This is a genomic window from Dyella ginsengisoli, from assembly GCF_044904665.1.
Classification (GTDB): Bacteria; Pseudomonadota; Gammaproteobacteria; order Xanthomonadales; family Rhodanobacteraceae; genus Dyella_A; species Dyella_A ginsengisoli.
On sequence record NZ_JADIKM010000001.1, the window covers coordinates 538,775 to 560,579 of the forward strand.

21 protein-coding genes are annotated in these 21,805 nt (G+C 68.0%); 10 read left to right on the plus strand and 11 right to left on the minus strand.

The genetic code is table 11. The features are described 5' to 3' along the window. Positions 1 to 11: 11 nt before the first annotated feature. Positions 12 to 3,587 carry an ABC transporter permease/M1 family aminopeptidase gene (locus tag ISP17_RS02470; RefSeq protein ID WP_404629933.1) on the minus strand — a complete coding sequence of 1,192 codons (3,576 nt, stop codon included), beginning with the start codon at positions 3,585 to 3,587 and terminating at the stop codon, positions 12 to 14. Between the two features lie 34 nt (positions 3,588 to 3,621). Then, entirely contained in the window at positions 3,622 to 4,506 is an 885-nt protein-coding gene (locus tag ISP17_RS02475; protein WP_404629934.1) for an ABC transporter ATP-binding protein, read from the minus strand. A 209-nt stretch (positions 4,507 to 4,715) separates the two neighbouring features. Here ISP17_RS02475 and aceF point away from each other — a divergent pair, with 209 nt between their 5' ends. Both aceF and lpdA read left to right on the plus strand, forming a co-directional pair. Then, on the plus strand, positions 4,716 to 6,401 hold the full coding sequence (gene aceF / locus ISP17_RS02480; protein ID WP_404629935.1) for a dihydrolipoyllysine-residue acetyltransferase: 1,686 nt from the start codon (positions 4,716 to 4,718) through the stop codon (positions 6,399 to 6,401). An 81-nt stretch (positions 6,402 to 6,482) separates the two neighbouring features. Next, on the plus strand, positions 6,483 to 8,249 hold the full coding sequence (gene lpdA, locus ISP17_RS02485) for a dihydrolipoyl dehydrogenase (protein WP_404629936.1): 1,767 nt from the start codon (positions 6,483 to 6,485) through the stop codon (positions 8,247 to 8,249). Between the two features lie 107 nt (positions 8,250 to 8,356). On the opposite strand, the gene ISP17_RS02490 is transcribed toward lpdA, so the two are convergent. The 5 genes from ISP17_RS02490 to dinB all read right to left on the minus strand — a co-directional run bounded on the left by ISP17_RS02490 (position 8,357) and on the right by dinB (position 11,300). Next, positions 8,357 to 8,566: a cold-shock protein gene (locus ISP17_RS02490; RefSeq protein ID WP_404629937.1), complete on the minus strand. Its 210-nt coding sequence runs from the start codon at positions 8,564 to 8,566 to the stop codon at positions 8,357 to 8,359. A gap of 211 nt (positions 8,567 to 8,777) precedes the next feature. Further along, complete coding sequence (locus ISP17_RS02495; RefSeq protein WP_404629938.1) at positions 8,778 to 9,104, minus strand: GIY-YIG nuclease family protein; 327 nt, start codon at positions 9,102 to 9,104, stop codon at positions 8,778 to 8,780. Between the two features lie 54 nt (positions 9,105 to 9,158). Next, the gene (locus tag ISP17_RS02500) at positions 9,159 to 9,584 is read right to left on the minus strand and encodes an organic hydroperoxide resistance protein (RefSeq protein ID WP_404629939.1); all 426 of its coding nucleotides are present in this window, start codon (positions 9,582 to 9,584) and stop codon (positions 9,159 to 9,161) included. 94 nt (positions 9,585 to 9,678) lie between these two features. Continuing rightward, positions 9,679 to 10,140: a MarR family winged helix-turn-helix transcriptional regulator gene (locus tag ISP17_RS02505; RefSeq protein ID WP_404629940.1), complete on the minus strand. Its 462-nt coding sequence runs from the start codon at positions 10,138 to 10,140 to the stop codon at positions 9,679 to 9,681. Positions 10,141 to 10,208: 68 nt separating this feature from the next. Further along, positions 10,209 to 11,300, minus strand: a complete 1,092-nt coding sequence (gene dinB / locus ISP17_RS02510; protein WP_404629941.1) for a DNA polymerase IV — start codon at positions 11,298 to 11,300, stop codon at positions 10,209 to 10,211. A 170-nt stretch (positions 11,301 to 11,470) separates the two neighbouring features. Between dinB and gntA the strand changes: the two genes are divergently transcribed. Genes gntA through ISP17_RS02525 form a run of 3 tightly spaced genes read left to right on the plus strand, consistent with a single transcriptional unit; the run spans position 11,471 to position 13,882 of the window. Beyond that, complete coding sequence (gene gntA / locus ISP17_RS02515) at positions 11,471 to 12,202, plus strand: guanitoxin biosynthesis heme-dependent pre-guanitoxin N-hydroxylase GntA (protein WP_404629942.1); 732 nt, start codon at positions 11,471 to 11,473, stop codon at positions 12,200 to 12,202. Then, a complete protein-coding gene (locus ISP17_RS02520; protein ID WP_404629943.1) occupies positions 12,199 to 12,789 on the plus strand; it encodes a DUF1989 domain-containing protein in 591 nt (196 codons plus the stop codon). The genes gntA and ISP17_RS02520 overlap by 4 nt, the downstream gene beginning before the upstream one ends. Further along, a complete protein-coding gene (locus tag ISP17_RS02525; protein WP_404629944.1) occupies positions 12,782 to 13,882 on the plus strand; it encodes an ATP-grasp domain-containing protein in 1,101 nt (366 codons plus the stop codon). Before ISP17_RS02520 ends, ISP17_RS02525 begins: the two co-directional genes overlap by 8 nt. Here ISP17_RS02525 and ISP17_RS02530 read toward each other — a convergent pair. After that, on the minus strand, positions 13,864 to 14,844 hold the full coding sequence (locus tag ISP17_RS02530; RefSeq protein WP_404629945.1) for a putative bifunctional lysylphosphatidylglycerol flippase/synthetase: 981 nt from the start codon (positions 14,842 to 14,844) through the stop codon (positions 13,864 to 13,866). The genes ISP17_RS02525 and ISP17_RS02530 overlap by 19 nt on opposite strands. 326 nt (positions 14,845 to 15,170) lie before the next feature. Here ISP17_RS02530 and ISP17_RS02535 point away from each other — a divergent pair, with 326 nt between their 5' ends. Then, positions 15,171 to 16,505, plus strand: a complete 1,335-nt coding sequence (locus ISP17_RS02535) for an APC family permease (protein WP_404629946.1) — start codon at positions 15,171 to 15,173, stop codon at positions 16,503 to 16,505. 15 nt (positions 16,506 to 16,520) lie between these two features. Here the strand turns inward: ISP17_RS02535 and ISP17_RS02540 are convergent, their stop codons facing one another. Genes ISP17_RS02540 through ISP17_RS02550 form a run of 3 tightly spaced genes read right to left on the minus strand, consistent with a single transcriptional unit; the run spans position 16,521 to position 18,317 of the window. After that, the gene (locus ISP17_RS02540) at positions 16,521 to 16,928 is read right to left on the minus strand and encodes a hypothetical protein (protein ID WP_404629947.1); all 408 of its coding nucleotides are present in this window, start codon (positions 16,926 to 16,928) and stop codon (positions 16,521 to 16,523) included. Then, positions 16,925 to 17,395 carry an Mpo1 family 2-hydroxy fatty acid dioxygenase gene (locus tag ISP17_RS02545; RefSeq protein WP_404629948.1) on the minus strand — a complete coding sequence of 157 codons (471 nt, stop codon included), beginning with the start codon at positions 17,393 to 17,395 and terminating at the stop codon, positions 16,925 to 16,927. Before ISP17_RS02545 ends, ISP17_RS02540 begins: the two co-directional genes overlap by 4 nt. A 25-nt stretch (positions 17,396 to 17,420) precedes the next feature. Further along, positions 17,421 to 18,317 (minus strand): phosphoribosylaminoimidazolesuccinocarboxamide synthase, encoded by an 897-nt coding sequence (locus ISP17_RS02550; protein WP_404629949.1) that lies wholly within the window; start codon positions 18,315 to 18,317, stop codon positions 17,421 to 17,423. Positions 18,318 to 18,431: 114 nt separating this feature from the next. Here ISP17_RS02550 and ISP17_RS02555 point away from each other — a divergent pair, with 114 nt between their 5' ends. The 4 genes from ISP17_RS02555 (at position 18,432) to ISP17_RS02570 (ending at position 21,757) form a co-directional block, all read left to right on the plus strand. After that, on the plus strand, positions 18,432 to 18,746 hold the full coding sequence (locus ISP17_RS02555) for a c-type cytochrome (RefSeq protein ID WP_404629950.1): 315 nt from the start codon (positions 18,432 to 18,434) through the stop codon (positions 18,744 to 18,746). Continuing rightward, on the plus strand, positions 18,743 to 19,546 hold the full coding sequence (djlA, locus tag ISP17_RS02560; protein WP_404629951.1) for a co-chaperone DjlA: 804 nt from the start codon (positions 18,743 to 18,745) through the stop codon (positions 19,544 to 19,546). The genes ISP17_RS02555 and djlA overlap by 4 nt, the downstream gene beginning before the upstream one ends. Before the next feature lie 98 nt (positions 19,547 to 19,644). Beyond that, positions 19,645 to 20,313 carry a ribulose-phosphate 3-epimerase gene (rpe, locus tag ISP17_RS02565; RefSeq protein ID WP_404629952.1) on the plus strand — a complete coding sequence of 223 codons (669 nt, stop codon included), beginning with the start codon at positions 19,645 to 19,647 and terminating at the stop codon, positions 20,311 to 20,313. A gap of 634 nt (positions 20,314 to 20,947) precedes the next feature. Further along, the gene (locus ISP17_RS02570) at positions 20,948 to 21,757 is read left to right on the plus strand and encodes an SEL1-like repeat protein (protein WP_404629953.1); all 810 of its coding nucleotides are present in this window, start codon (positions 20,948 to 20,950) and stop codon (positions 21,755 to 21,757) included. Positions 21,758 to 21,805: the final 48 nt, after the last annotated feature.

A 21,805-nucleotide genomic window follows, 5' to 3' on the forward strand; every position in this document is an offset into this window, starting at 1 on the left:
GGCGCCTGCACTCACGGCAGACTCACCGCCCGGCGGTTGTCCGAGGAGATCCGGTCGATCAGCTCGTTGTATGGATCGATGCCGGCCTCGGCCGGCCTGCCGTCCACCACCACGGTGACAGTGCTGTCGCCCTTCGGCAGCAGGCGCTTCTGCAGGTACAGCGGCTTGCCATCCACGCCCTTGCGCGATGAAGCGGCAAACACGCCGATGTCGACCGGGATGTCCGGCGCGGCTTCGGTTTCCTTGCCGGCGTCGTCGACGTAGCTCTTGCCGGTGTGCACGGTCAGGGTCACCCGGTAGCGGCCGTCGGCCAGTTTCGTTGCGGTGGCGTCGGTGATGCGGTTGTCGAAGAAGGTGATCTTCCAGAACAGGTCGTCGATCAGACCGTGCCACTTCGGATCGACGCCGCGCCGGAGGGCGTCGACGAATTCCTGCGAGGTGGTGTACGGAGGCGCCTGGAACGCCTTGTCGTGCAGGAACTGCCGCAGCACGGCATTGACGGTGTCCTCGCCCACGTAGTCCTGCAGCGCGTAGAACACCAGCGACGCCTTCTGGTAGTGGATGTAGGTCTGGTTTTTCTCCACCTTGCCCAGCGGCTCCTCGCGCACCGGCTCGCCGGCACGGCTGGCCAGGTAGTTGTCCAGCTCGTACTTGAGGAAGCGGCGCATCTGGTCGGCGCCGTACCGGTGCTTCATCACCATCAGCGCCGAGTACTGCGCCAGCGACTCGCTGAGCAGGGTGGAGCCCTGCATGTTGGCGCCGATCACCTGGTGCGCCCACCACTGGTGCGCCACTTCGTGGGCGGTGACGTAGTAGGCGTAGTCGATCTTCGACGGGTCGCGCAGGTCGGCGATGAAGCCCACCGATTCGGAGAACGGAATGGTGTTGGCGAACGACTGCGCGAAGCTGGCGTAGTTGGGAAATTCCAGGATGCGCAGCTGGCGGAACTGGTAGGGCGAGAACTGCGCCTCGTAGTAGGCCAGCGCATCCTTCGCGCCCTGCAGCATGTCGTCCACGTTCCAGGCGTGCGCGGGGTTGTAGTAGACCTCCAGCGCGATGTCGTGCCAGCGATCCTTCTTGACCGCGTAACGGCCGGAGATCCACGAGAAGAAGTCCAGCATCGGCCGGTCCATCACGTAGTGGAACGTGCGCTTGCCGTCGGCATGCGTTTCGGCCTGCAGGTACCCCGGCGCCATCGCGATCTGGTCGTCGGCGGTGGTGATGGTGGTGTCGAAGTGGATCCAGTCCGAGTCATTGCTGATGTAGGTGTTGGCGCGCGCCGCCTCGTCGCCCAGGCGCGGCATGCGCGGCACGTCTTCCTTCAGGCCGAGCTTGCGGCGGGTGTTGCGGTCGGTGAGCTGGTTGTCCGGCTGGTAGCCGAAGCGCGGCAGCACGGTGCTGTTGAAGAACGTGCCGTTGTGGGCGAGGAACTGGCCCTGCGGCGCGTTGGTGAAGCCTTTCCGCGCGTAGTCGAGAGTGGCGTCGAACGACATCGAGGCGCCGGGTGCCAGCGGCGTCTTCAGCCGGTAGATCGCGTAACCGAGGCGGTCGTCCAGCTTCACCGCTTCGTGCGGGGCGAACGCCAGCGTGGTGGTGAAGTCGGTATCGGTGTTGACATGCAGCTCGCGGATCGGCGCGTCGTGCCGGTTCACCAGGGTCATGTGCGCCACCAGGTGCAGGCGGCGGCGCGCCGGGTCGATGTCCACGTCGGCCTGCACGGCGGTGATGCGCGGCTGCGCCAGGCCGGCGTAACGGGCGTACTGCTTCTCGTAGTCGGCGCGCTGGCGGTTGGCGTCGTCGCCGGTGCGGTACGTGTTGAGCACGTTGGTGTTGTAGAAGATCCAGCCACCGCACAGCGCGAAGCCGGCAAGCGCGAGGATCAGCGCCAGCCGCATCGGTGCGGTGAAGCGGGCCCGCGCCTCGCACTTGCGCTCGCGCCAGCCCTGCACGCTGCCGCGCACCCAGAACAGCGCCGCCACCACCATCATCGCCACCGCCAGCAGCGCCCAGTAAGCGTCGAGCCAGAGCGCGGCCGGCAGGAAATGGCCGAAGCCGTTGAGATCGGAATATGGCGTCGCCGGCGCCGTGCCGACGTTGTACAGGTGATGCTCCCACCCGAGCAGGCCGAAGCCGATCAGGCTGGCCACCAGCCACACGATGGTCAGCAGGTAGCCGAGGAAGCGGTTGTTCGCCAGCACCTGGAAGAACACCGCCAGCGCGGCGAGCAGCAGGTACGGCAGCGCGTCCAGCGCCAGCATGGCCAGGTAAAGGCCCGGCTCCAGATGGGTATAGCCGTGCGCAAGCTGCCAGCCGATCGCCACGACGCTGCCGGTGATGAGGAACACGCCCACCACGGTGAACAGCGCCAGCAGCTTGGCCACCAGCGGCACGCCGTCGGGGGTGGGAAAGGCGTCGCTCACCGCGGCCACGCCGGCGGCGCGTTCGCGCCACACCAGCTCGCCGGCGTAGAAAGTGAGGATGATGTAGAGCATCACCTGGAAGCCGCCTTCCACCGTTTCCACCATGCGGTGGGTGACCGGGTAGGTGGCGGTGCCGTAGAGCTGGCCCGACAGCGCCAGGATCGCCACCACGTTGACCAGCGCCAGGATCAGCATCACCAGGAACGGCACGCCGGTGAGCACCGCGCGCGTGTCGAACGCCCACTGCGCGCGCAACTGGATCAGTGTGGCGCGCCAGCCGGTGGCGAGCGCTGCGGTGACCGCATCGGCCGACACCGGTCGCAGCAGCGGCGGCTCGGGGCGCGCCTTGCGCTGCGGCAGCGACAGGCCCTCGCGGTCGGGCCGGAACAGCGCGAACGCCACCATGAACAGCACCAGCCCCACGCCGCCCCACAGCGCGCGGTTGAACAGCAGGATGCCGCTCAGCGGCGGCAGCACGTGGTTGAGCTGGTCGGCCGACCAGTAGCGCGTGACGATCGCCAGCGTGCGCCCGCCGAACGGATCGAGCAGCGCCGCCAGCCAGTGGTTGTCGACATCGCGGGTCAGCGCGCCGGTGATCACCTGCAGCACGAAGTACACGACTACGCCCACGTAGGTGGCCAGCAGCGAGCGCGTGGTGGTGGCGATGAGAAACAGCAGCCCGGCGATGAACAGCATCGACGGCATCACCATCACCGCCAGCGACCACAGATAGCCGGCCACGCGCGGCGGTCCCATCCGCGCCGCATCCAGCCACGGCATCAGGCCCCCGGCGGCCAGCCCCAGTGCGCACACCGCGAGGATCGCCAGGCAGGCCAGGTAGCTGGCGGCGAAGCGCCCGCCCAGATACGCGCGCCGCGTCACGGGGGTGGTGAACATCAGCTCGGCGGTGCGCAGATCGAAGTCGCGCAGGGCCGCGCCGGCGACGAACATCGCCACCAGGAAGATGCTGAACACGGTGAGCACCGCCATCAGCTTCACCGTCACCATCGGCGCGTTGCGCCAGACGTTTCCGGTGGCGCCGCCGAGCGCCACGGCGTCGGTACTGGTGAGGGTGAAGGCCATCGCGCCAAACACCGCCGCGACGATCCAGAACAGCGGCGAGCGCAGCTGCTGGCGCCACTCGAAGCGGAAGATCTCGAAGAACATGGGCGCGCTCCTGGGTGAAGGCGTGGCGGTACGGTCAGGCGGCCCGGGCGGTGGCCTGCGCCCGCAGGCGGCCGAAGTACACGTCTTCCAGGTCGGGCGCGACGGCCACGAAGCCCTCGCCCGGCGAGCTGTCGGCCAGCACGTGGATCTGCGTGCGACCGGCCATCAGGCGGGTGGAGAGAATGGTCATGCGGGCGCGGTAGCCGTCCAGTTCGGACTTCTCGATCGTGCGCCTCCACACGCGGCCCTCCAGGCTGGCGATCGCCTGCAGCGGCTCGCCGGTGAGCAGCACCTGCCCCTGGGCGAGGATCGCCATGCGCGGACACAGGTCGGTGACGTCCTCCACGATGTGGGTGGACAGGATCACCACCGTGCGCTCGCCGATCTCCGCCAGCAGGTTGAGGAAGCGGTTGCGCTCCTCCGGATCGAGGCCGGCGGTGGGCTCGTCCACGATCACCAGCCGCGGCGCGCCGATCAGCGCCTGGGCGATGCCGAAGCGCTGGCGCATGCCGCCGGAGAACGTGCCCAGCTTGCGCTTGCGCACGTCCCACAGGTTCACCTGGCGCAGCAGGGCATGCACCAGTTCGCGCCGTTCGCTGCGGGCGGTGACGCCCTTGAGCACGGCGAAGTGGTCCAGCATCGCCTCGGCCGACACCTTCGGATACACGCCGAACTCCTGCGGCAGGTAGCCGAGCAGGCGCCGCGTGGCGGGCTTGTCGGCGAGCAGGTCCTGGCCATCGAGCGTGATACTGCCGCGGTCCGGGTCCTGCAGCGTGGCGATCGTGCGCATCAGCGAGGACTTGCCCGCGCCATTGGGCCCGAGCAGACCGAACATGCCGTGCGGGATGTCGAGCGTGACCTCGCGCAGGGCGCGCACGCCGTTGGCATAGGTCTTGGACAGATCGCGAATGGCCAGCATGGGGTCCCTCCTGCGTCGCGACAGCGGCGCCTGCGTAACCCAGCGTACGTGGCTGTGCGCTTGCGGGCATGCGCCCAAGGTCATGCCATACGTACACGAACGGAGTCATTGCACACGTTTTCAGTCCCGCCGCCAGCGCGCCTTGGTTATGATGGAAGTCTTGCCGTGGCCCTTTTCCCCGCGGCCCGCCCCCATTCCCAGGAGTCCCCATGGCCGACCTCAAAGAAGCACGCGTTCCGGATATCGGCGGCGACAAGGTCCCGGTGATCGAGATCTTGATCAAGGTCGGCGACCGCGTCGAAAAAGAGCAGAGCCTGATCACGCTGGAGTCGGACAAGGCGACGATGGAAGTGCCGGCGCCGTTTGCCGGCGTGGTGAAGGAGATCAAGGTAGCGCTGGGCGACGAGGTGGCCGAAGGTACGGTGATCGCGATGATCGAAGCCGAGGGCGCCGCTGCGGCAACGGCTCCCGCTCCCGCGTCTACCCCTGCACCTGCACCTGCAGCGGCCAAGGCCGAGGCGCCGGCGAAGAGTGCGCCGGCTCCGGCTGCCGCGCCGGCCGCGGGCCCCGCTGGCGTGCGCGAGGCGCGCGTGCCGGACATCGGCGGCTTCGACAGCGTGCCGGTGATCGAGATCCTGGTGAAGGTCGGCGACAGCGTCAGCAAGGACCAGAGCCTGGTCACGCTGGAATCGGACAAGGCGACGATGGAAGTGCCCGCGCCATTCGCCGGCGTGGTCAAGGAGATCAAGCTCAAGGTGGGTGACGAGGTGGCTGAGGGCAGCCTGATCGCGCTGATCGAAAGCGCTGATGCCGCTCCGGCAGTGGCACCCGCTCCGGCGGCTTCCGCACCGGTGCCGGCTGCGGACCAGCCGGCACCGGTCCTCGCCCGCGGCGGCGTGCTGCCGGGCAACGTGCCCGAAGGCGACGTGCCGCCGCAAACGCGCCCGCCGTTCGACGCCAAGATCGTGATGCCCGGCGATGCGCCCTACGCCAGCCCGGCGATCCGTGCCTTCGCGCGCGAGCTGGGCGTGGACGTCAGCCAGGTGAAGGGTTCGGGCCGCGGCGGCCGCATCCAGCGCGAGGACGTGTCCGCCTACGTCAAGCACGCGCTCGCCTCGGGCGCCCGCCCGGTGCAGGGCGGGCCGGTTGCGGCCGGTGGCGGGCTCAACCTGCTGCCGTGGCCGAAGGTCGACTTCGCCAAGTTCGGCGAGATCGAGGAGAAGCCGCTCTCGCGCATCCAGAAGATTTCCGGCGCCAACCTCGCGCGCAACTGGGCGATGATCCCGCACGTCACCCAGCACGAGGACGCCGACATCACCGAGCTGGAAGCCTTCCGCAAGAAGCTCGGCGAAGAGAACAAGGACCTGAAGGTCACCCCGCTGGTGTTCCAGATGAAGGCGGTGGTGGCGGCGCTCAAAGCCTTCCCGCAGTTCAACGCCTCGCTCGACGAGACCGGTGAGAAGCTGATCCTCAAGAAGTACTTCCACGTCGGTATTGCGGTGGACACACCCGACGGCCTGGTGGTGCCGGTGATCCGCGACGTCGACAAGAAGGGCCTGCTCGACCTGGCCCGCGAGCTGGGCGAGATCTCCAAGAAGGCGCGCGACAAGAAGCTCGGCCCGGCCGACATGTCCGGTGGCTGCTTCTCGATCTCCTCGCTGGGCGGCATCGGCGGCACGGCGTTCACGCCGATCGTCAATGCGCCGGAGGTGGCGATCCTCGGCGTCTCCAAGGCGGCGATGAAGCCGGTGTGGAACGGCAAGGAGTTCGCACCGCGGCTGATGCTGCCGCTGTCGCTGTCCTACGACCACCGCGTGATCGACGGCGCGCTCGCCGCGCGCTTCGCCGCGTTCCTCGCGCAGCAGCTGGGCGACATCCGCCGCCTGCTGCTCTGACGCCGCGCCCTCTCCGAGGGACTGGCAGGGTGGCCCGTGTCAGCGGCCGCCCGCGCGAACAAGAAAACCAAGGATTCCCCCATGGCAAGCAGCATCGAAATCAAGGTTCCCGACATCGGCGGTCACGAGAACGTGCCGGTGATCGAGGTGCTGGTCAAGGAAGGCGATACCGTCGTCAAGGACCAGAGCCTGATCACGCTGGAGTCGGACAAGGCGACGATGGAGATTCCGTCCACCGCGGCCGGCGTCATCACTTCGCTCAAGCTGAAGGTGGGCGACGAGGTGTCCGAGGGCGCACTGATCGCCGTGCTGGAAAGCCGGGAGGCGGCCGCCGCTGCGCCGGCTCCTGCGCCCGCTCCCGCTGCTGCTGCGCCGGCCCCGGCAGCATCGGTTCCCGCGGCTGCGCCGAAGCCGGTCGGCGCGTCCGGGCGCACGGCGGACGTCACCTGTCAGCTGGTGGTGCTCGGCTCGGGTCCGGGCGGCTACACGGCGGCCTTCCGCGCCGCCGACCTCGGCCTGGATACGGTGCTGGTCGAGCGCTACGACACGCTCGGCGGCGTCTGCCTCAACGTGGGCTGCATTCCCTCCAAGGCGCTGCTGCACGCGGCTGCGGTGATCGACGAGGCGGAGGCGATGGCTGCCCACGGCGTGAGCTTCGGCAAGCCGAGCATCGACATCGACAAGCTGCGCGACTTCAAGTCCAAGGTGGTCGGCAAGCTCACCGGTGGCCTGTCCGGCATGGCCAAGCAACGCAAGGTGCGCACGGTGCAGGGCGCGGGCGCGTTCGTGTCGCCCAACGAGATGGAAGTGCAGACGTCCGAAGGTACGAAGCTGATCCGCTTCGAGCAGGCGATCATCGCTGCCGGCTCGCAGTCGGTGAAGCTGGGCATGTTTCCGTGGGACGACGAGCGCGTGCTCGATTCCACCCGCGCGCTGGAACTGAAGGACGTACCGAAGAAGCTGCTGGTGGTCGGCGGCGGCATCATCGGCCTGGAGATGGCCACGGTGTATTCCGCGCTCGGCAGCGCGGTGACCGTGGTCGAGTTCATGGACCAGATCATCCCCGGCGCCGATGCCGACCTGATCAAGCCGCTGGCGCAACGCCTGGGCAAGAAGCTCAAGGGCATCCACCTCAAGACCAAGGTGACTTCGGCCAAGGCCTCCAAGCAGGGCATCGAGGTCAGCTACGAGGGTGACAGCATTCCCACTGACACCGTGTTCGACCGCGTACTGGTATCGGTCGGCCGCGCGCCCAACGGCGCCAGGATCGGGGCGGACAAGGCCGGCGTGGCGGTGACCGAGCGCGGCTTCATCAACGTCGATACCCAGATGCGCACCAACGTGCCGCACATCTTCGCCATCGGTGACCTGGTCGGCCAGCCGATGCTCGCGCACAAGGCCACGCACGAAGGCAAGGTTGCCGCCGAGGTCGCCGCCGGGCAGAAGAGCCATTTCGATGCGCGGGTGATTCCGTCCGTGGCCTACACCGATCCGGAGATCGCGTGGGTCGGCGTCACCGAGCGCGAGGCCAAGGAAAAGGGCCTGAAGATCGGCGTGGGCAAGTTTCCCTGGGCGGCCAGCGGCCGCGCCATCGGCAACGACCGTACCGAAGGCTTCACCAAGCTGCTGTTCGACGAGACGACCCATCGCGTGGTTGGTGGCGGCATCGTCGGCACGCACGCGGGCGACCTGATCAGCGAGATCGCATTGGCGATCGAGATGGGCGCTGAAGCCGCCGACATCGGCCTGACCATTCACCCGCATCCCACGCTGGGTGAGTCGGTGGGCATGGCGGCCGAAGTCTACGAAGGCACCATCACCGACCTGTACATCCCCCGGAAGAAGTGATCCGGCGAGGCGCCGCGGCTGATGTTCGCGGCGCCTCCGGCTCTCCACAAAGAAAAAGCCCGCGCAAGCGCGGGCTTTTTCACTTCCCGGCGAACCGGGATAGTGGCTTACGCAGCCTGGACTTCGTCCGCCTGCAGGCCCTTCGGGCCCTTGGTCACGATGAAGGTGACCTTCTGGCCTTCCTGCAGCGACTTGAAGCCGGTGCCCTGGATGGCGCGGAAGTGGACGAACAGGTCGTCACCACTTTCCGGGCTGATGAAACCGAAGCCCTTGGCATCGTTGAACCACTTGACGGTACCGCTCTGACGATTTGACATGACGCTTTGACCTTTGACACATGGATGTATACGGCGTGGAGTGAGGCAGACTCGCCGCAAGATGACGCAGTGCAACCGAACTCTGGCCTCAAGCACTACCCCGCCAGCGTACACGTCTGCAACGTGCAATGCCTCATTTATTTTTCGACGTGTTCAGAAAGCCGGCGCTTTTCAAGATAAAAATCAAGACAATGAAAGGCTTGAGTGGCTTCTAGGATTTTTTCCCGGCGTCTGCTTCGGCGAGCAGAAACGGGAGTTTTCCGGCTTTGTCGAGCTTTTTGATCGCCGCTTCGGCCCGTGAGGCGCTGGCGCGGTCGGGGTAGGGGCGCCAGCCGAGCAGCCGGCGGGGCGGGTTGGCGCGGGTGTATCGGGCGCCGCGACCGGTGGCGTGGGCCGCATAACGCGCGGCCAGGCAGTTGGTGATCCCGGCATACCAGGCGCCGTTGGTGCACTCGATCAGGTACAGGCACCACTGCCCGGATTCGGGCAGGGCGATGTCGTGCGGATGGGGAGTTTCTCGGGTGCCGGCGGTTGCCATGCCGGCAAGTGTAGGGCGCTGCCGCCACGGCGGGACCGTGGCGGCAGCGGCTGGTCAGGCGACCGTGAGGGTGACGTCGATGTTGCCGCGGGTGGCGTTCGAGTACGGGCAGACCTCATGCGCCTTGGCGACCAGCGCCTCCGCGGCGGCGCGCTCCATTCCCGGCACGGTGATCGTCAGCGCCACCTCGATGCCGAAGCCGGCCGGGATCGGGCCGATGCCGACGCTGCCCTCGATGCGGGTGTCGGCGGGCAGGGCGATCTTCTGCTGTGCGGCGACGAACTTCATCGCGCCGAGAAAGCACGCCGAGTAGCCGGCGGCGAACAGCTGCTCCGGGTTGGTGCCGGTGCCGCCGGCACCGCCGAGTTCCTTCGGCGTGGTCAGCTTCACGTCGAGCACGTTGTCGGAGGAAACGGCGCGGCCGTCGCGGCCGCCGGTGGCTTGGGCATGGGCGCGATACAGAACGTTTTCGATGGACATGGGTGTCTCCTTGGTTGATCGGCTTGGTTGATTAAAATAGCGCATTAACAAATAGCGCACTATTTAGTAAATAATAAAAAAATGCGACGGCGCTTCACTGATGCTGCGACAGCCGTTCGCGTAGTCCGTCGAGCCGGGACTTGAGCTCCAGCAACTCGTCCAGCTCGCAGCCGCTGGCGCAGAAAATGGCTTCGGGTATCGCCCCTGCCTTGCGGCGCAGCGCGCGACCCTCGGCAGTGAGCGAAATGACGACCTGCCGTTCGTCCTCGACCGCCCGCTGTCGCGTCACCAGTCCCGCTGCCTCCAGCCGCTTGAGCAGCGGCGTCAGCGTGGCCGAGTCGAGGAACAGCCGTTCGCCGATCTGCGAGACGGTCAGGCTGTCGCCTTCCCACAGCACCAGCATCACCAGGTATTGCGGATAGGTGAGCTCGAGGTCCGCGAGCAGCTTGCGGTAGACCTTGGTCATCGCCAGCTGCGCCGAATACAGCGAGAAGCACACCTGCTGGTCCAGCCGGAGCGGCGCGGGGGTGGTTTCGGCTTTGCGGCGGGTCGTCATGGGTGCGAAATATACATAGCGCGCTATTCAATAGCAAGCGTTTCCAGGCGAAGACCCCGTTGTCCCGCTCATCCGCCGGGTACCGGCCCGAACAGATCGGTCTGGGCGGTGTACTCGTCGGCATCGACGAAGCCGGACAGTCCCACGCCCACGAGCCGGTAGCGGCTGTCGGCCGGACGCTCCACGCGGCTGCGCAACGCGCAGGCGATGTCCGCCAGTTCCTGCGCCGAACCCGGTCGGCTGGCCGGCGTGAGGCTGCGGGTCAGCGTCTGGAAGTCGGCGGTCTTGAGCTTGAGCACGATCGTGCGCGCCACGCGGCCTGCCTCGCGCTGGTGGCCGGCCCAGGTCTTCTCGGCCAGCCGACGGATGTGCGGTTCGAGTTCGTCCAGCCGCAGGTCGTGCTCGAACGTGTCTTCCGCCGACACCTGCACGCTGGGGCGCTCCGGCTGCACCGGATGGTGGTCGATGCCCAGCGACAGCTCGTGCAACCGGCGACCCCAGCGGCCGAAGCGCTGCTCCATCTCGGCCAGGGGCAGGGTGCGCAGTTGCGCCACGGTGGTGATGCCGAGCTCGGTCAGCTTCGCTTCCATCACCTTGCCCACGCCGGGCAGGCGCCCGACCTTGAGCGGCAGCAGGAACGCGTCCACCTGATGCGGTCGCACCACGAACAGGCCGTCGGGCTTGCGGTGGTCGGAGGCGATCTTGGCGAGGAACTTGTTCGGGGCGACGCCGGCCGAGGCGGTGAGCCCGGTTTCCTCGCGGATCGCCGCGCGGATCGCTTCGGCGGTGGCGGTGGCCGAACCGAGGCCGCTCTTGGTGGTGGTGACGTCGAGGTAGGCCTCGTCCAGCGAGAGCGGCTCGATCAGGTCGGTATGGCGGGCGAAGATCTCGCGGATCTGCCGCGACACCGCCTTGTAGCGCGTGAAGTCCGGCGGCACGAAGATCGCCTGCGGACACAACCGCTCGGCGCGCACCGCCGGCATTGCCGAGCGCACGCCGAACGGGCGCGCCTCGTAACTGGCCGCGCACACCACCGAGCGCGCGCCGCGCCACGCGACCACCACCGGCTTGCCGCGCAGCGCCGGATTGTCGCGCTGCTCGACCGACGCGTAGAACGCGTCCATGTCGATGTGGAGGATTTTGCGTGTGGAGACGGACACAGGGCTATGCGAAGGGAGCACGCGTCCATTCTAGCCATGCGCCGGCAGCGATCATTCAGCTCGTGGCATCGGCTTTCACATCCAGCCGTCACAGAGATCCGTACCGTTTGGTGGACAGGGTCATGTACGCGTGGTGATGCGATTTGCCACGGCCGTCCGACGGAGAACTCATGCAGGTTCAGGTGCGAACACAGCCAGCCCGGGATGTGGGTGCTGTGCAGAGCGATCAGACCATGTCGGCGCCCGCGGCCGTCGAGGCCGCCTTCGTGGCTTTCGTCGATGCGGCGCCCTTTCCATGCCTTGGCGCCAAGGCATCGCGCTCGCGCGGTCAGTTGCTCGTGGTGCGAGCGCGCGACCTGTGCTGCGTTGATGACGACCTCGCGATCACCGGCCACCTGCAGGCGCTGTCCGAGCCCGCGGACGGTTCCTCGTTCATCAGTGTCGCGGTGCTGTTTCCGACATCGCCATTGCTGGACGAACCGGCATTCGAGCGCGCTCTGTGGGAGCGCCTGGCGGCGATCCACGCGATCGATCGCCGTCGTTACGGTTGGGATCCGCGGGTGAGTGGCGATCCGGCGTCGCCGAGCTTCAGCATGAGTGTGGGCGGGAAGGCATTCTACGTGGTGGGTCTGCATCCGGAGGCCAGCCGTCCGGCCCGCCGGTTCCAGTGCCCCGTGCTGGTGTTCAACCTGCACAGCCAGTTCGAGCAACTGCGCGCGAACGGCCGCTACGACAAGCTGCGCGCGGCGATTCTGCAGCGCGATGTGGCGTATGCCGGTTCGCCCAACCCGATGCTCGCCTTGCACGGGCGCAGCTCGGAGGCGCGCCAGTACAGTGGGCGCCGGGTGGATGCCGACTGGGTCTGCCCGTTTGCTCCCGTCGGCCACGGTGATCGCGCATGATCCAGACCATCCCTCCCCGCAGCGGCGTGGCGTTCGAGCTGCGCAAGGGCGAGTCCCTGCGGGTGATCGATCCGCAGGGCGAGCAGGTGGCTGACCTGGTGGCGTTCAACCGGCACGACACCGGCGAGGCGATATCGTCCGGCCGCAGCATCGACTACGCCAGCCGCATCTACCTTTCCACCGGCGATCCGATCTACTCGAACCGCTCCAGCGTGATGCTGCGCATCGGCGAGGACACCGTGGGGCGCCACGATTTCCTGCTGTCGCCGTGCTCGGCCGAGATGTTTCGCATCCTCTACGGCGATGACAAACCGCACCGCGGCTGCTTCGGCAATCTGGCCGCGGCGCTGGCGCCGTACGGTGTGCAGCCGGATGCGATACCGACCGCCTTCAACGTGTTCATGAACGTGCCGGTGGATCCGGCCACGGGCGCAATCACCGTGGAACCTCCACTGAGCCGCGCCGGCGACTACACCGTGTTCGAGGCGCAGATGGATCTGTTGATCGGCCTCACCGCGTGCTCGGCCGGACAGTCCAACAATTTTGCCTTCAAGCCGATCCAGTACGAGGTGATCAGTCATGGCTGAGCCGATGTTGGCCACCCAGGGACCGCCGCTGCTTCCACCGGCCGCCGCCCCACGTCCGGGCACCATCGAGCGCATTCCGAAGTGGCTCAACCTGGTGCCGATGGTGCTGCAGTGGGCGTGGCTCGGCTTGCGCTACCGCAGCCTCACGCTGCCTTCGGCCGCCAATCCTGCGATCACGGCCGGCGGCCTGGTCGGTGATACCAAGTCGGAATACTTCGCCGCGATGGGCCCGCATGCCCGTGCTCGCGTCGCGCCGTTCGTGCTGCTCACCGCACGCGGCGCGCTGGCCGTCCCGGCCGCGTTGGCAGCGATGGCCGCCGCAGGCCTCACCTTCCCGGTGGTGGCCAAGCCGGATCTGGGCTGGTGCGGGTTCGGCGTGCGGCGCCTCGACGATGCATCGGCCCTGGCGGACTACCTGGCCCGCTATCCCGCGGGCGAAACGCTGATGCTGCAGCGCTATCTCGACGAGCCGGGCGAGGCAGGCCTGTTCTACATCCGCCATCCCGGCCAGGCAGGGGGCCAGCTGCTGAGCATCCTGCTGCGCCACTATCCCCAGGTGATCGGCGACGGCATCCACACGCTGGACGAGCTGGTGGCCGAGGACGATCGGCTGCGGCGGGCGTTCGACCGCCCGCGCGAACACCAGTGCGACTTCGACCCCGCGCGCGTTCCGGCCGCTGGCGAAGTGGTCCGCCTCTCGCTGATCGGATCGACCCGTGTCGGTGGCCGTTACGAGGACGGCTCGGCGCTGGCCACGCCCGAGCTGCTGGCCGCCATCGAGGCGGTTGCGCACGACATGCCTGAATTCCACGTCGGTCGTTTCGACGTACGCTTCGCGACGTTGCAGGATCTGCGTGCGGGTCGCTTCACCATCATGGAAGTCAACGGCGCCGGCTCCGAGGCGGTGCACGCGTGGGATCCGAAATACAGCGTGCGGCAGGTCTACGCGATGGTCTTCGCCAAGCAGCGAACGTTGTTCGAGCTCGGTGCGGCCAACCGCCGGCGCGGCTTCCGGCCGATCGGTGCGCTGGCGCTGGCGCGGCATCATCTGCGCCAGCAGCGCCTGATCAAGCTTTATCCACCGTCGAACTGAGCCGAGTCGCCCTTGCCCGCACGGCCGAGCCAGCGCTGCCGTGCTTCGAAGATGCCCAGCGCCAGGCTGCCCAGCACAAAGGGAAGCAGGCTGTAGGTGAGGCGGTAGCAGAGGATCGCCGCCAGCAGATCCGCGCGCTGGGCCTGGGTGAACGAGGCCAGCATGATCGTCTCGAACACGCCCAGTCCGCCCGGCGCATGGCTGATCAGGCCGGCCAGCACGGCGCCGACGTAGATCGGCAGGAAGTCGACGAACGGTGGTGCGATGGATGCCGGCAGCAGGATGTAGAGCGCCGCGATCGCCGCACTCATCTCCAACGCGCCGATCAGCATCTGCCGGGCCGCCGTACGGGCATCGGGAAACACCAGCGTCCAGCGGAAAATCCGCAGCGAACGCGGTTGCCTGCCCAGCCAGAACAACAGCGTCCCCAGCGCGCCCAGCAGGCCCAAACCGGGAATGCGCCCCCAGCCCTGGGTGATCGCCGGCTCCCAGCACAGCGCGCCGGTGATCACCACGGCGAAGCCCAATCCCACCCCGAGCCCGGCCACGCCGACGATGCGGGCGGTGTCGCCGGCACTGAGCCCGCTCGCCCGGTAGATGCGAAAGCGTGTCGCGCTCGCGGTCAGCGCGTGAAAGCCCAGGGTATTGGCCAGCGCATTGGCGACCATGCCGGCGAAAGCCGCGCGGCTCCGTGGGACACGTCCGGGCACGGTCAGCGCGACAGCCTGCATTTCGAACACGGCGAGCATGGCGAAGCTCACCCCGGTCGCCAGGATCGAGCCGGCGATGCGGCTGGCCGGTAGCTGCGACCATGCGGCGGCAAACGCGCGCCAGCTGATCTGCAACAGGTAGCGGTGCATCAGCCAGGCCGCCACCGACAGCATCGCCGCGGCCGCGCCCCATGACAGCCAACGCATCAGCGCCGACGAGGTGTTTGCGCTCGATACCGCGGGCCTGCTCATGCCGATGCTCCGGCCAGGCCGTCAATCGCCCGGAGCCAGGCCGGGCCCGGACGGTAGAGCGTCATGTCATGCATGGGCATCGGGTGTGGCGACATCGTGCGGGCCGGTGGGACAAGAGCGCGATTCTAAACGGCCGACGAAGCGGGAGAGGGGCCATGGCCACCGGCGAAGTGCGTCGCGCCGTCTTGTCGTGCGAGCTTCGAGTGTTGCCGGCGTCGTCCCGATGTGTGTGGTTCGACACATGCACTGCCGCCGAGGCCGGCACAGCGGGCGGTCGTCGTGTCACGCTATGGGTTGATCTTCCTCGCCAGTGACGCCGCGACGCCATGACGACTGCATCCGCTTCGCCAACCTATCTTCGCCGCCTAGGCACCTGGGACGCCGCCGCGATCGTGATCGGCGGCGTGATCGGTGCCGGCATCTTCCGCAATCCGGCCACCGTGGCCGAACGCACCTCGGCCGGCTGGCAGGTGCTGCTGCTGTGGGCGATCGGCGGCCTGCTCACGCTGGCCGGGGTGCTCTGCTACGCCGAGCTGGGCGCGCGCCGGCCGCAGGCGGGCGGCACCTACGTCTACCTGCGCGAGGCGTTCGGCAAGCTGCCGGCGTTCCTGTTCGGCTGGACCATGGCGCTGATCAACTATCCCGGCAGCGTGGCGGCGGTGGCGACCACCTTCGCCGACTATTTCTGCGCGGCGTTGGGTTTTCCCCCCGGTTTCGTCAAGCCGGTCGCGGTGGGATCGATCGCCTTCATCGTGGGCATCAACCTGTTCGGCATCCGCGCCGGCGCCTGGGTGCAGAACATCTTCACCGTGCTCAAGCTGGCGGCCATCGCACTGCTGGTGGTGGTCGGGCTGATCCTGGCGCGCGGCCATCTCGGCAGCGCGCTCGCGGCCGATCCGGTGCACGTGGCGTCGCCGGGCGACTTCCTCGGCGCACTGCTGCCGGTGCTGTTCGCCTACGGCGGATTCCACTACCTCAACGACCTGGCCGGGGAAGTGCGCGATCCGCAGCGCACGCTGCCACGCGCGCTCGGGCTGGGCATGGCCGGCGTGGTGGGCAGTTACCTGCTGGTCAACTTCGCCTACCTCGCCGGGCTCGGCCACGCCGGCCTGGCCGCCAGCTCGGCGCCGGCGGCGGACCTGCTGCGCGACCTGCTGGGCCCGAGCGGCGCGACGATCATGGCGCTGGGTATCGCCTGCTCCACCTTCGGCTACTGCGCCATCGCCATCGCCGGCGGCGCGCGCGTGCTGCAGACCATGGGCAGCGACGGCATGTTCTTCAGCGCGGTGGGGCGGATCGATCCCACCAGCCGTGCGCCGCAGGTGGCGCTCGCGACGCTGGGCGCGTGGGCGATCGTGCTCACCCTGTCGGGCAGCTTCGGTCAGCTGCTGGACTACACCACGGTCGGCGAGTGGCTGGCGCATGCGTTCGGCATCGCCACGCTGTTCTGGTATCGCCGCCATCTCGCGCAGGAGCCCTCGCCCTATCGCGTGCCGTTCTACCCGGTGCTGCCGCTGGTGTTCGTGGTGACGGTGTTGGGGGTGATCATCGCCACCTCGATCCACGCGCCGCGCGACGCGGGCATGAGCCTGCTGATCATCGCGCTGGGTGTGCCGGCGTTCTACGGCTGGCGCTGGCTGGAGCGGCAGGCGACCGGCTGAGCCGACGCGCCGTTGTCACGCCAGGCTGGTGGCGATGCCGAAGGCAATCGCCATCACCGCGGCCACGGCCAGGCAGGCGCTGGTGGGGCGGATGCGGCGGGCATCCACGCGCGGGATCAGCCGCCACAGCAGCGCCACGCCGACCAGCATGTCCACCACCAGCACGCCGCGCAGCGCATTGCTGGCCAGCAGCGCGCCGTAAGGCGGACGCACGTGGCCTTCGTGCGCGGCCACCGCGCCCACCATCGCCATGCCGGCCATGGTCCACAGCAGGCAGGCGAGGTACACGCGGTTGAACACCACGCTGGTGCGCTCGTTCCAGCGCAGCAGCGGCCAGGCGATCAGCGAAAAGAACAGGGCGAAGATCGAGCTGTACAGCACCCACCACAGGAGGGTGCTGAGCACGGTGAGCAGGGTGGTCATGCAGAAGCCTTGAAGCCGAGTCGGCGCAGCAGCTTTTCCATCAGCCAGGCAGGGCCGACCAGCAGGTAGGAGAGATCGGTGAGAAAGCTCGGCCGGCGCCCTTCGAACTGGTGCCCGACGAACTGGCCGATCCATGCCACCACGAACACCGCCAGTGCGGACCAGCGCAGGTTGGCCGCGCCGAGCCGGTTGAAGAGGAGGCCGGTGAGCAGCGCCAGCGCGGCGAAGGCCAGCAGCAGCGCGCCACCGAGCCGGTGCGAGCGCTTCCAGTACCAGGCGAACGCCAGGACCATCGCCAGCACCGCCCACGCGCCCGGCTGCAGGAAGCGCGCTGGCACCGGAATGGTCCACAGCAGCGCGATCACGCTCCACACGATCGGCGGTACGCAAAGCCAGTGCAGGCGCTGGTTGATCGGGTTCTGGTGATCGGCGCTGTAGCTGTCCAGCCAGTCCTGCATGGTGCGCATGGCGTTGTCTCCGCGGGTTGCCGGGTCAGGCGAGGGTGATGCCGGCCAGCCGCTGCAGCGCCTCGGCGTACTTCGCCTCGGTGCCGGCGATCACCTCGGCCGGAATGCGCGGACCCGGCGGTGTCTTGTTCCAGCCGATCGACTCCAGGTAGTCGCGCACGAACTGCTTGTCGTAGCTGGGCGGGCTGATCCCCACCCGGTACTGGTCGGCCGGCCAGTAGCGCGAGGAGTCGGGGGTGAGCATCTCGTCCATCACGTACAGCGTCCCGTCCTCGTCGGTGCCGAACTCCAGCTTGGTGTCGGCCAGGATGATGCCGCGCTCGGCGGCAAACGCGGCGGCCCAGCGGTAGATCGCCAGCGTGGCGTCGCGCACTTTGTCGGCCAGCTCGCGGCCGGCCAGCTTCACCACCGCGTCGAAGCTGACGTTCTCGTCGTGGTCGCCCACGGCGGCCTTGGTCGACGGGGTGAAGATCGGCTCGGGCAGCTGCTGTGCCTGCTGGAGTCCCGCCGGCAGCGCGATGCCGCACACGGCGCCGGTGGCCTGGTAGTCCTTCCAGCCGGAGCCGATCAGGTAGCCGCGGGCGATTGCCTCCACCGGCACCGGCTTCAGGCGGCGCGTCACCACGGCGCGCCTGGCGTACAGCGCCAGGTCGGTGCCCGGCGGCAGCACGTCGGCCAGCGGCACGTCGAGCAGGTGGTTGGGCACCAGGTGCGCGGTCTTGGCGAACCAGAAGTTGGAGATCTGGGTGAGCATCTCGCCCTTGCCGGGGATCGGATCGGGCAGCACCACGTCAAACGCGGACAGGCGATCGGTGGCCACGATCAGCAAACGGTTGCCTGGCAGCGCGTACACATCGCGCACCTTGCCGCGGTGGATCAGCTCCAGGCCGGGCAGGTTCGATTGGGACAGGGTGGTGGGCACGGGTCGGTTCCGGGTAGGGCGGGCGCGGCATAGTGTAACGGCGCGACACCCGACCGGGCCGCCGGTGGCGGGGGCGCTGGTAGACTGGTGCGTCTTCCATCCCGTGTGTTGCCGATGCGAACCGTCCTGATCGCGGCGTTGTGCCTGACCGCTGTTGCGCCCCTTCGGGCCGAGATGCCCGCTCCGCCCGCCCGCCTCGGGCTTTGCGCCGCCTGCCATGGCGAGCGCGGCAGGGCGCAGATTCCCGGCGCGCCCAACCTCGCCGGGCAGAAACTCGACTACCTGCGTGAAGCGCTGAAACAGTACCGCGACGGTCGTCGCGACGTGGCGTTGATGAAGGCCGCGATCGGCCCGGTCAGCGACGCCGAGCTCGACCAGCTGGCCCAGTGGTACAGCGCGCAGACGCCGGTGGCGGCGTCGCAGCCATGAGCTACACCTACACCCTCTGGTTCGCCCTCGTCGGCCTGTTCTTCGGCCACGGCCTGCCGGGCGCCATCGTCGGCGCGCTGATCGGCTTCGTGCTGGACAACATGCGCTACAGCCAGCGCCGCAGCGCGGTGCCGGAGGCCGGCGGCTTCATCCGTCCGCTGTTCGCGCTGCTCGGCGCGGTGGCCAAGAGCGACGGCCGCGTCTCCGAGGCGGAGATCGCCATCGCCGAGCGCCTGATGACCCGCATGGGCCTGGAGCCCGCCCAGCGGCAGGAGGCGATCGCCAGCTTCAACCGCGGCAAGACCGCTGAATTCGACGTCTCGCCGACCATCGGCGAACTGCGCGACTGGGTCGGCCTGCGCCGCGACCATGCCTTCCCGGTGCTCGACGTGGTGATCGAGACCGTGCTGGCCGAGGGCAACCCGCCGCCGGAGAAGATGGCGATCCTGCGCCAGCTCGCCTTCGCCATGCGCGTGAGCGACATGGAGCTGATGGCGCTGATGGCGATGAAGGGCTACGCCTGGAACGCCGGCAGCGGTCCGCGCGGCGGCGCCGGCAACGGCGGCGGCTACGTACCGCCGCACCGCTCCACCGGCGGCCCCGATCCCTACGCGGTGCTCGGCGTACAGCGCGACGCGGACGAGCGCACGATCAAGCGCGCCTACCGCAAGCTGATCTCCGAGCATCACCCCGACCGTCTTGGCGACCTGCCCGAGGACATGCGCAAGCGCGCCGAGGCGCGGGCCAGCGAGATCAACGCGGCCTACGAGCGCATCAAGGCCGAGAAGGGCTTCAAATAAAAGCCGTGTTGGAGCGCGCCGAAGTGCGCGAAAAGCCTGCATGGCGCCAACGCCGACAACCGGTCGCGCACACAGTGCGCTCCAACAGAGGTCGATCCATGAGCAAGCAGTCCCCGATCATCGCTCCGTCCATCCTCTCGGCCGATTTCGCCCGGCTCGGCGAGGACACCGCCAAGGTGCTCGCCGCCGGTGGCGACTGGGTGCACTTCGATGTGATGGACAACCATTACGTGCCCAACCTCACCATGGGCCCGATGGTGCTCAAGGCGCTGCGCGACTACGGCATCACCGCGCACATCGACGTGCATCTGATGGTCAAGCCGGTAGACCGCATCGTGCCGGATTTCGCCAAGGCCGGCGCCAACTCCATCAGCTTCCATCCGGAAGCCAGCGAGCACGTCGACCGCACCCTCGGCCTGATCAAGGAGGCCGGCTGCCAGGCTGGCCTGGTCTTCAATCCGGCCACGCCGCTGAACTGGCTCGACCACGTGCTGGACAAGCTCGACTTCGTGCTGCTGATGTCGGTGAATCCCGGTTTCGGGGGGCAGAAGTTCATTCCTTCGGCGCTGGACAAGCTGCGCGAGGTGCGCCGCCGCATCGACGACAGCGGCCGTGCGATCCGGCTGGAAGTGGACGGTGGCGTGAGCGCCGACAACATCGGCGCCATCGCCGCGGCCGGGGCCGACACCTTCGTCGCCGGCTCGGCGATCTTCAACGCGCCGGACTACGCCGCGGCGATCGCCGCCATGCGCCACGCCATCGGCTGATCGTCGTCGGAAAGCGCAAAAAGAAGTCCCGGCGCCGCGTGGCACCGGGACAAGCGTCGTCGGACGCGTCAGGGAGATCACCAGAGTGGGCGCCGCCCCGCCGCTGCACCGTACAGGCGCCATGCGACGGGTTTCCACGGCAATGGCGCGACGCCACTCAGGAGATTGGAACCCCGCCCGGCGGGGATGGTTCCCGCTCGTTCAGAATTTTCTTGCGACCCGAAAAAAGACTCCCCTCGCGCGGAGGGGAGAAGGAACGGCCATTAAGGTCGGGGAAAAACGGTCTATCTACAACGGCTGCCAATCCGGGTCGGGGTCCTGCGGGTGGTTTTCCATCGCGCGTCCTTGTGCGGCCGGGGGTGGCATGCAGTACGTGGCGGAGCTGTCGAACCATTGATCGAAACAGGGCATGACGGGCCTCCTCAGTGCAGGGCCATCAACAGTCCGAGCATGAGCCCACCGATGGCCAGGACCACACGCAGCGGCTCGAAGCCCTGCAGTTCGTTGTCGTCATGTGCGGCGTCGAGCTTCTTCATGTTGGTGCTCCCTCAAGGGCCTGGATGCATCTCAACCGGCCGGTCTGATGCGGTGATGCTGAAAACATGGCGAGTTGCGGGCAATGGCGTCCTGGTGCATGGTGACCTTGGAGGGCGAAACCCAAGGAAAGGGGTACTGGATGATGGCGAGTCGAATCTGCGTCTTTGCGCTGGCCGTGTCCGCGGCATGGCTTGTTTCCAACGCGGCGGCGGCATCCGCCGCCGATCCGGGCCGTTCGCCTGCGGACTCCAGGATGCCGCTGGCTGAAGTGGCCAGGACGAACTGCCCGCAGGGTCTGGAGCGTTACGTGCCGGGCGAGTACTACTACTGCGTTGGCGTGAGGGATCTGGCCGGGAGGAAGTTCGCCAGGGCGAGGGAGATGCTCGACGACGCCGCCCGGTGGGGCAACAAGCGTGCGCAGTTCCTGCTCGGGATCGGTTACTTCAAGGGCGATTCCGGTCAGCCCAACCGCCCGCTGGGGCTGGCCTATCTGCAACTCGCCAGCGAGCGGGACACGCCCTTCTATCTCGCGGTCTACCGTTCGGCCGAGAGCCAGGCCTCGGTGCAGGAGCAGGCGCAGGCCCGGCATCTGCTCGAGGCGATGATGCCGGTCTATGGCGATGCCACGGCTGCGCGCAGGGCCGAGCGGCACTATCGTCACGCACGATCCGACCTGACCGGCCAGGAAGGTTTCGACGAGAAGGTGTGTATCGACGGGATCACTGGCGGCAAGGTACCGCCACTGCATCCGTTGAAGGACAAGACGATCACCGTGCTCTGCCCCACGGCGCAGCCGGTGGATCAGGTCCTGGTCAAGCTCGACCGCTATGCCGACCACCTTCTGGAGGGGTGGGTCGGTCGCGTAACCGTCGGTGACGTGCAGCCGGTGACTGCTCCGGGCAAATAGGCCGGAAGCGGCAAAACCGGTCCCGATCTGTGGCGAAGGCATGGCAGA

What these genes read in the sequence shown, in the direction of transcription:
- ISP17_RS02470 (WP_404629933.1), bottom strand. Translation starts at nt 3,587, where the DNA reads ATGTTCTTCGAGATCTTCCGCTTCGAGTGGCGCCAGCAGCTGCGCTCG.
- ISP17_RS02475 (WP_404629934.1), bottom strand. Translation starts at nt 4,506, where the DNA reads ATGCTGGCCATTCGCGATCTGTCCAAGACCTATGCCAACGGCGTGCGC.
- aceF (WP_404629935.1), top strand. Translation starts at nt 4,716, where the DNA reads ATGGCCGACCTCAAAGAAGCACGCGTTCCGGATATCGGCGGCGACAAG.
- lpdA (WP_404629936.1), top strand. Translation starts at nt 6,483, where the DNA reads ATGGCAAGCAGCATCGAAATCAAGGTTCCCGACATCGGCGGTCACGAG.
- ISP17_RS02490 (WP_404629937.1), bottom strand. Translation starts at nt 8,566, where the DNA reads ATGTCAAATCGTCAGAGCGGTACCGTCAAGTGGTTCAACGATGCCAAG.
- ISP17_RS02495 (WP_404629938.1), bottom strand. Translation starts at nt 9,104, where the DNA reads ATGGCAACCGCCGGCACCCGAGAAACTCCCCATCCGCACGACATCGCC.
- ISP17_RS02500 (WP_404629939.1), bottom strand. Translation starts at nt 9,584, where the DNA reads ATGTCCATCGAAAACGTTCTGTATCGCGCCCATGCCCAAGCCACCGGC.
- ISP17_RS02505 (WP_404629940.1), bottom strand. Translation starts at nt 10,140, where the DNA reads ATGACGACCCGCCGCAAAGCCGAAACCACCCCCGCGCCGCTCCGGCTG.
- gntA (WP_404629942.1), top strand. Translation starts at nt 11,471, where the DNA reads ATGCAGGTTCAGGTGCGAACACAGCCAGCCCGGGATGTGGGTGCTGTG.
- ISP17_RS02520 (WP_404629943.1), top strand. Translation starts at nt 12,199, where the DNA reads ATGATCCAGACCATCCCTCCCCGCAGCGGCGTGGCGTTCGAGCTGCGC.
- ISP17_RS02525 (WP_404629944.1), top strand. Translation starts at nt 12,782, where the DNA reads ATGGCTGAGCCGATGTTGGCCACCCAGGGACCGCCGCTGCTTCCACCG.
- ISP17_RS02530 (WP_404629945.1), bottom strand. Translation starts at nt 14,844, where the DNA reads ATGAGCAGGCCCGCGGTATCGAGCGCAAACACCTCGTCGGCGCTGATG.
- ISP17_RS02535 (WP_404629946.1), top strand. Translation starts at nt 15,171, where the DNA reads ATGACGACTGCATCCGCTTCGCCAACCTATCTTCGCCGCCTAGGCACC.
- ISP17_RS02540 (WP_404629947.1), bottom strand. Translation starts at nt 16,928, where the DNA reads ATGACCACCCTGCTCACCGTGCTCAGCACCCTCCTGTGGTGGGTGCTG.
- ISP17_RS02545 (WP_404629948.1), bottom strand. Translation starts at nt 17,395, where the DNA reads ATGCGCACCATGCAGGACTGGCTGGACAGCTACAGCGCCGATCACCAG.
- ISP17_RS02555 (WP_404629950.1), top strand. Translation starts at nt 18,432, where the DNA reads ATGCGAACCGTCCTGATCGCGGCGTTGTGCCTGACCGCTGTTGCGCCC.
- djlA (WP_404629951.1), top strand. Translation starts at nt 18,743, where the DNA reads ATGAGCTACACCTACACCCTCTGGTTCGCCCTCGTCGGCCTGTTCTTC.
- rpe (WP_404629952.1), top strand. Translation starts at nt 19,645, where the DNA reads ATGAGCAAGCAGTCCCCGATCATCGCTCCGTCCATCCTCTCGGCCGAT.
- ISP17_RS02570 (WP_404629953.1), top strand. Translation starts at nt 20,948, where the DNA reads ATGGTGACCTTGGAGGGCGAAACCCAAGGAAAGGGGTACTGGATGATG.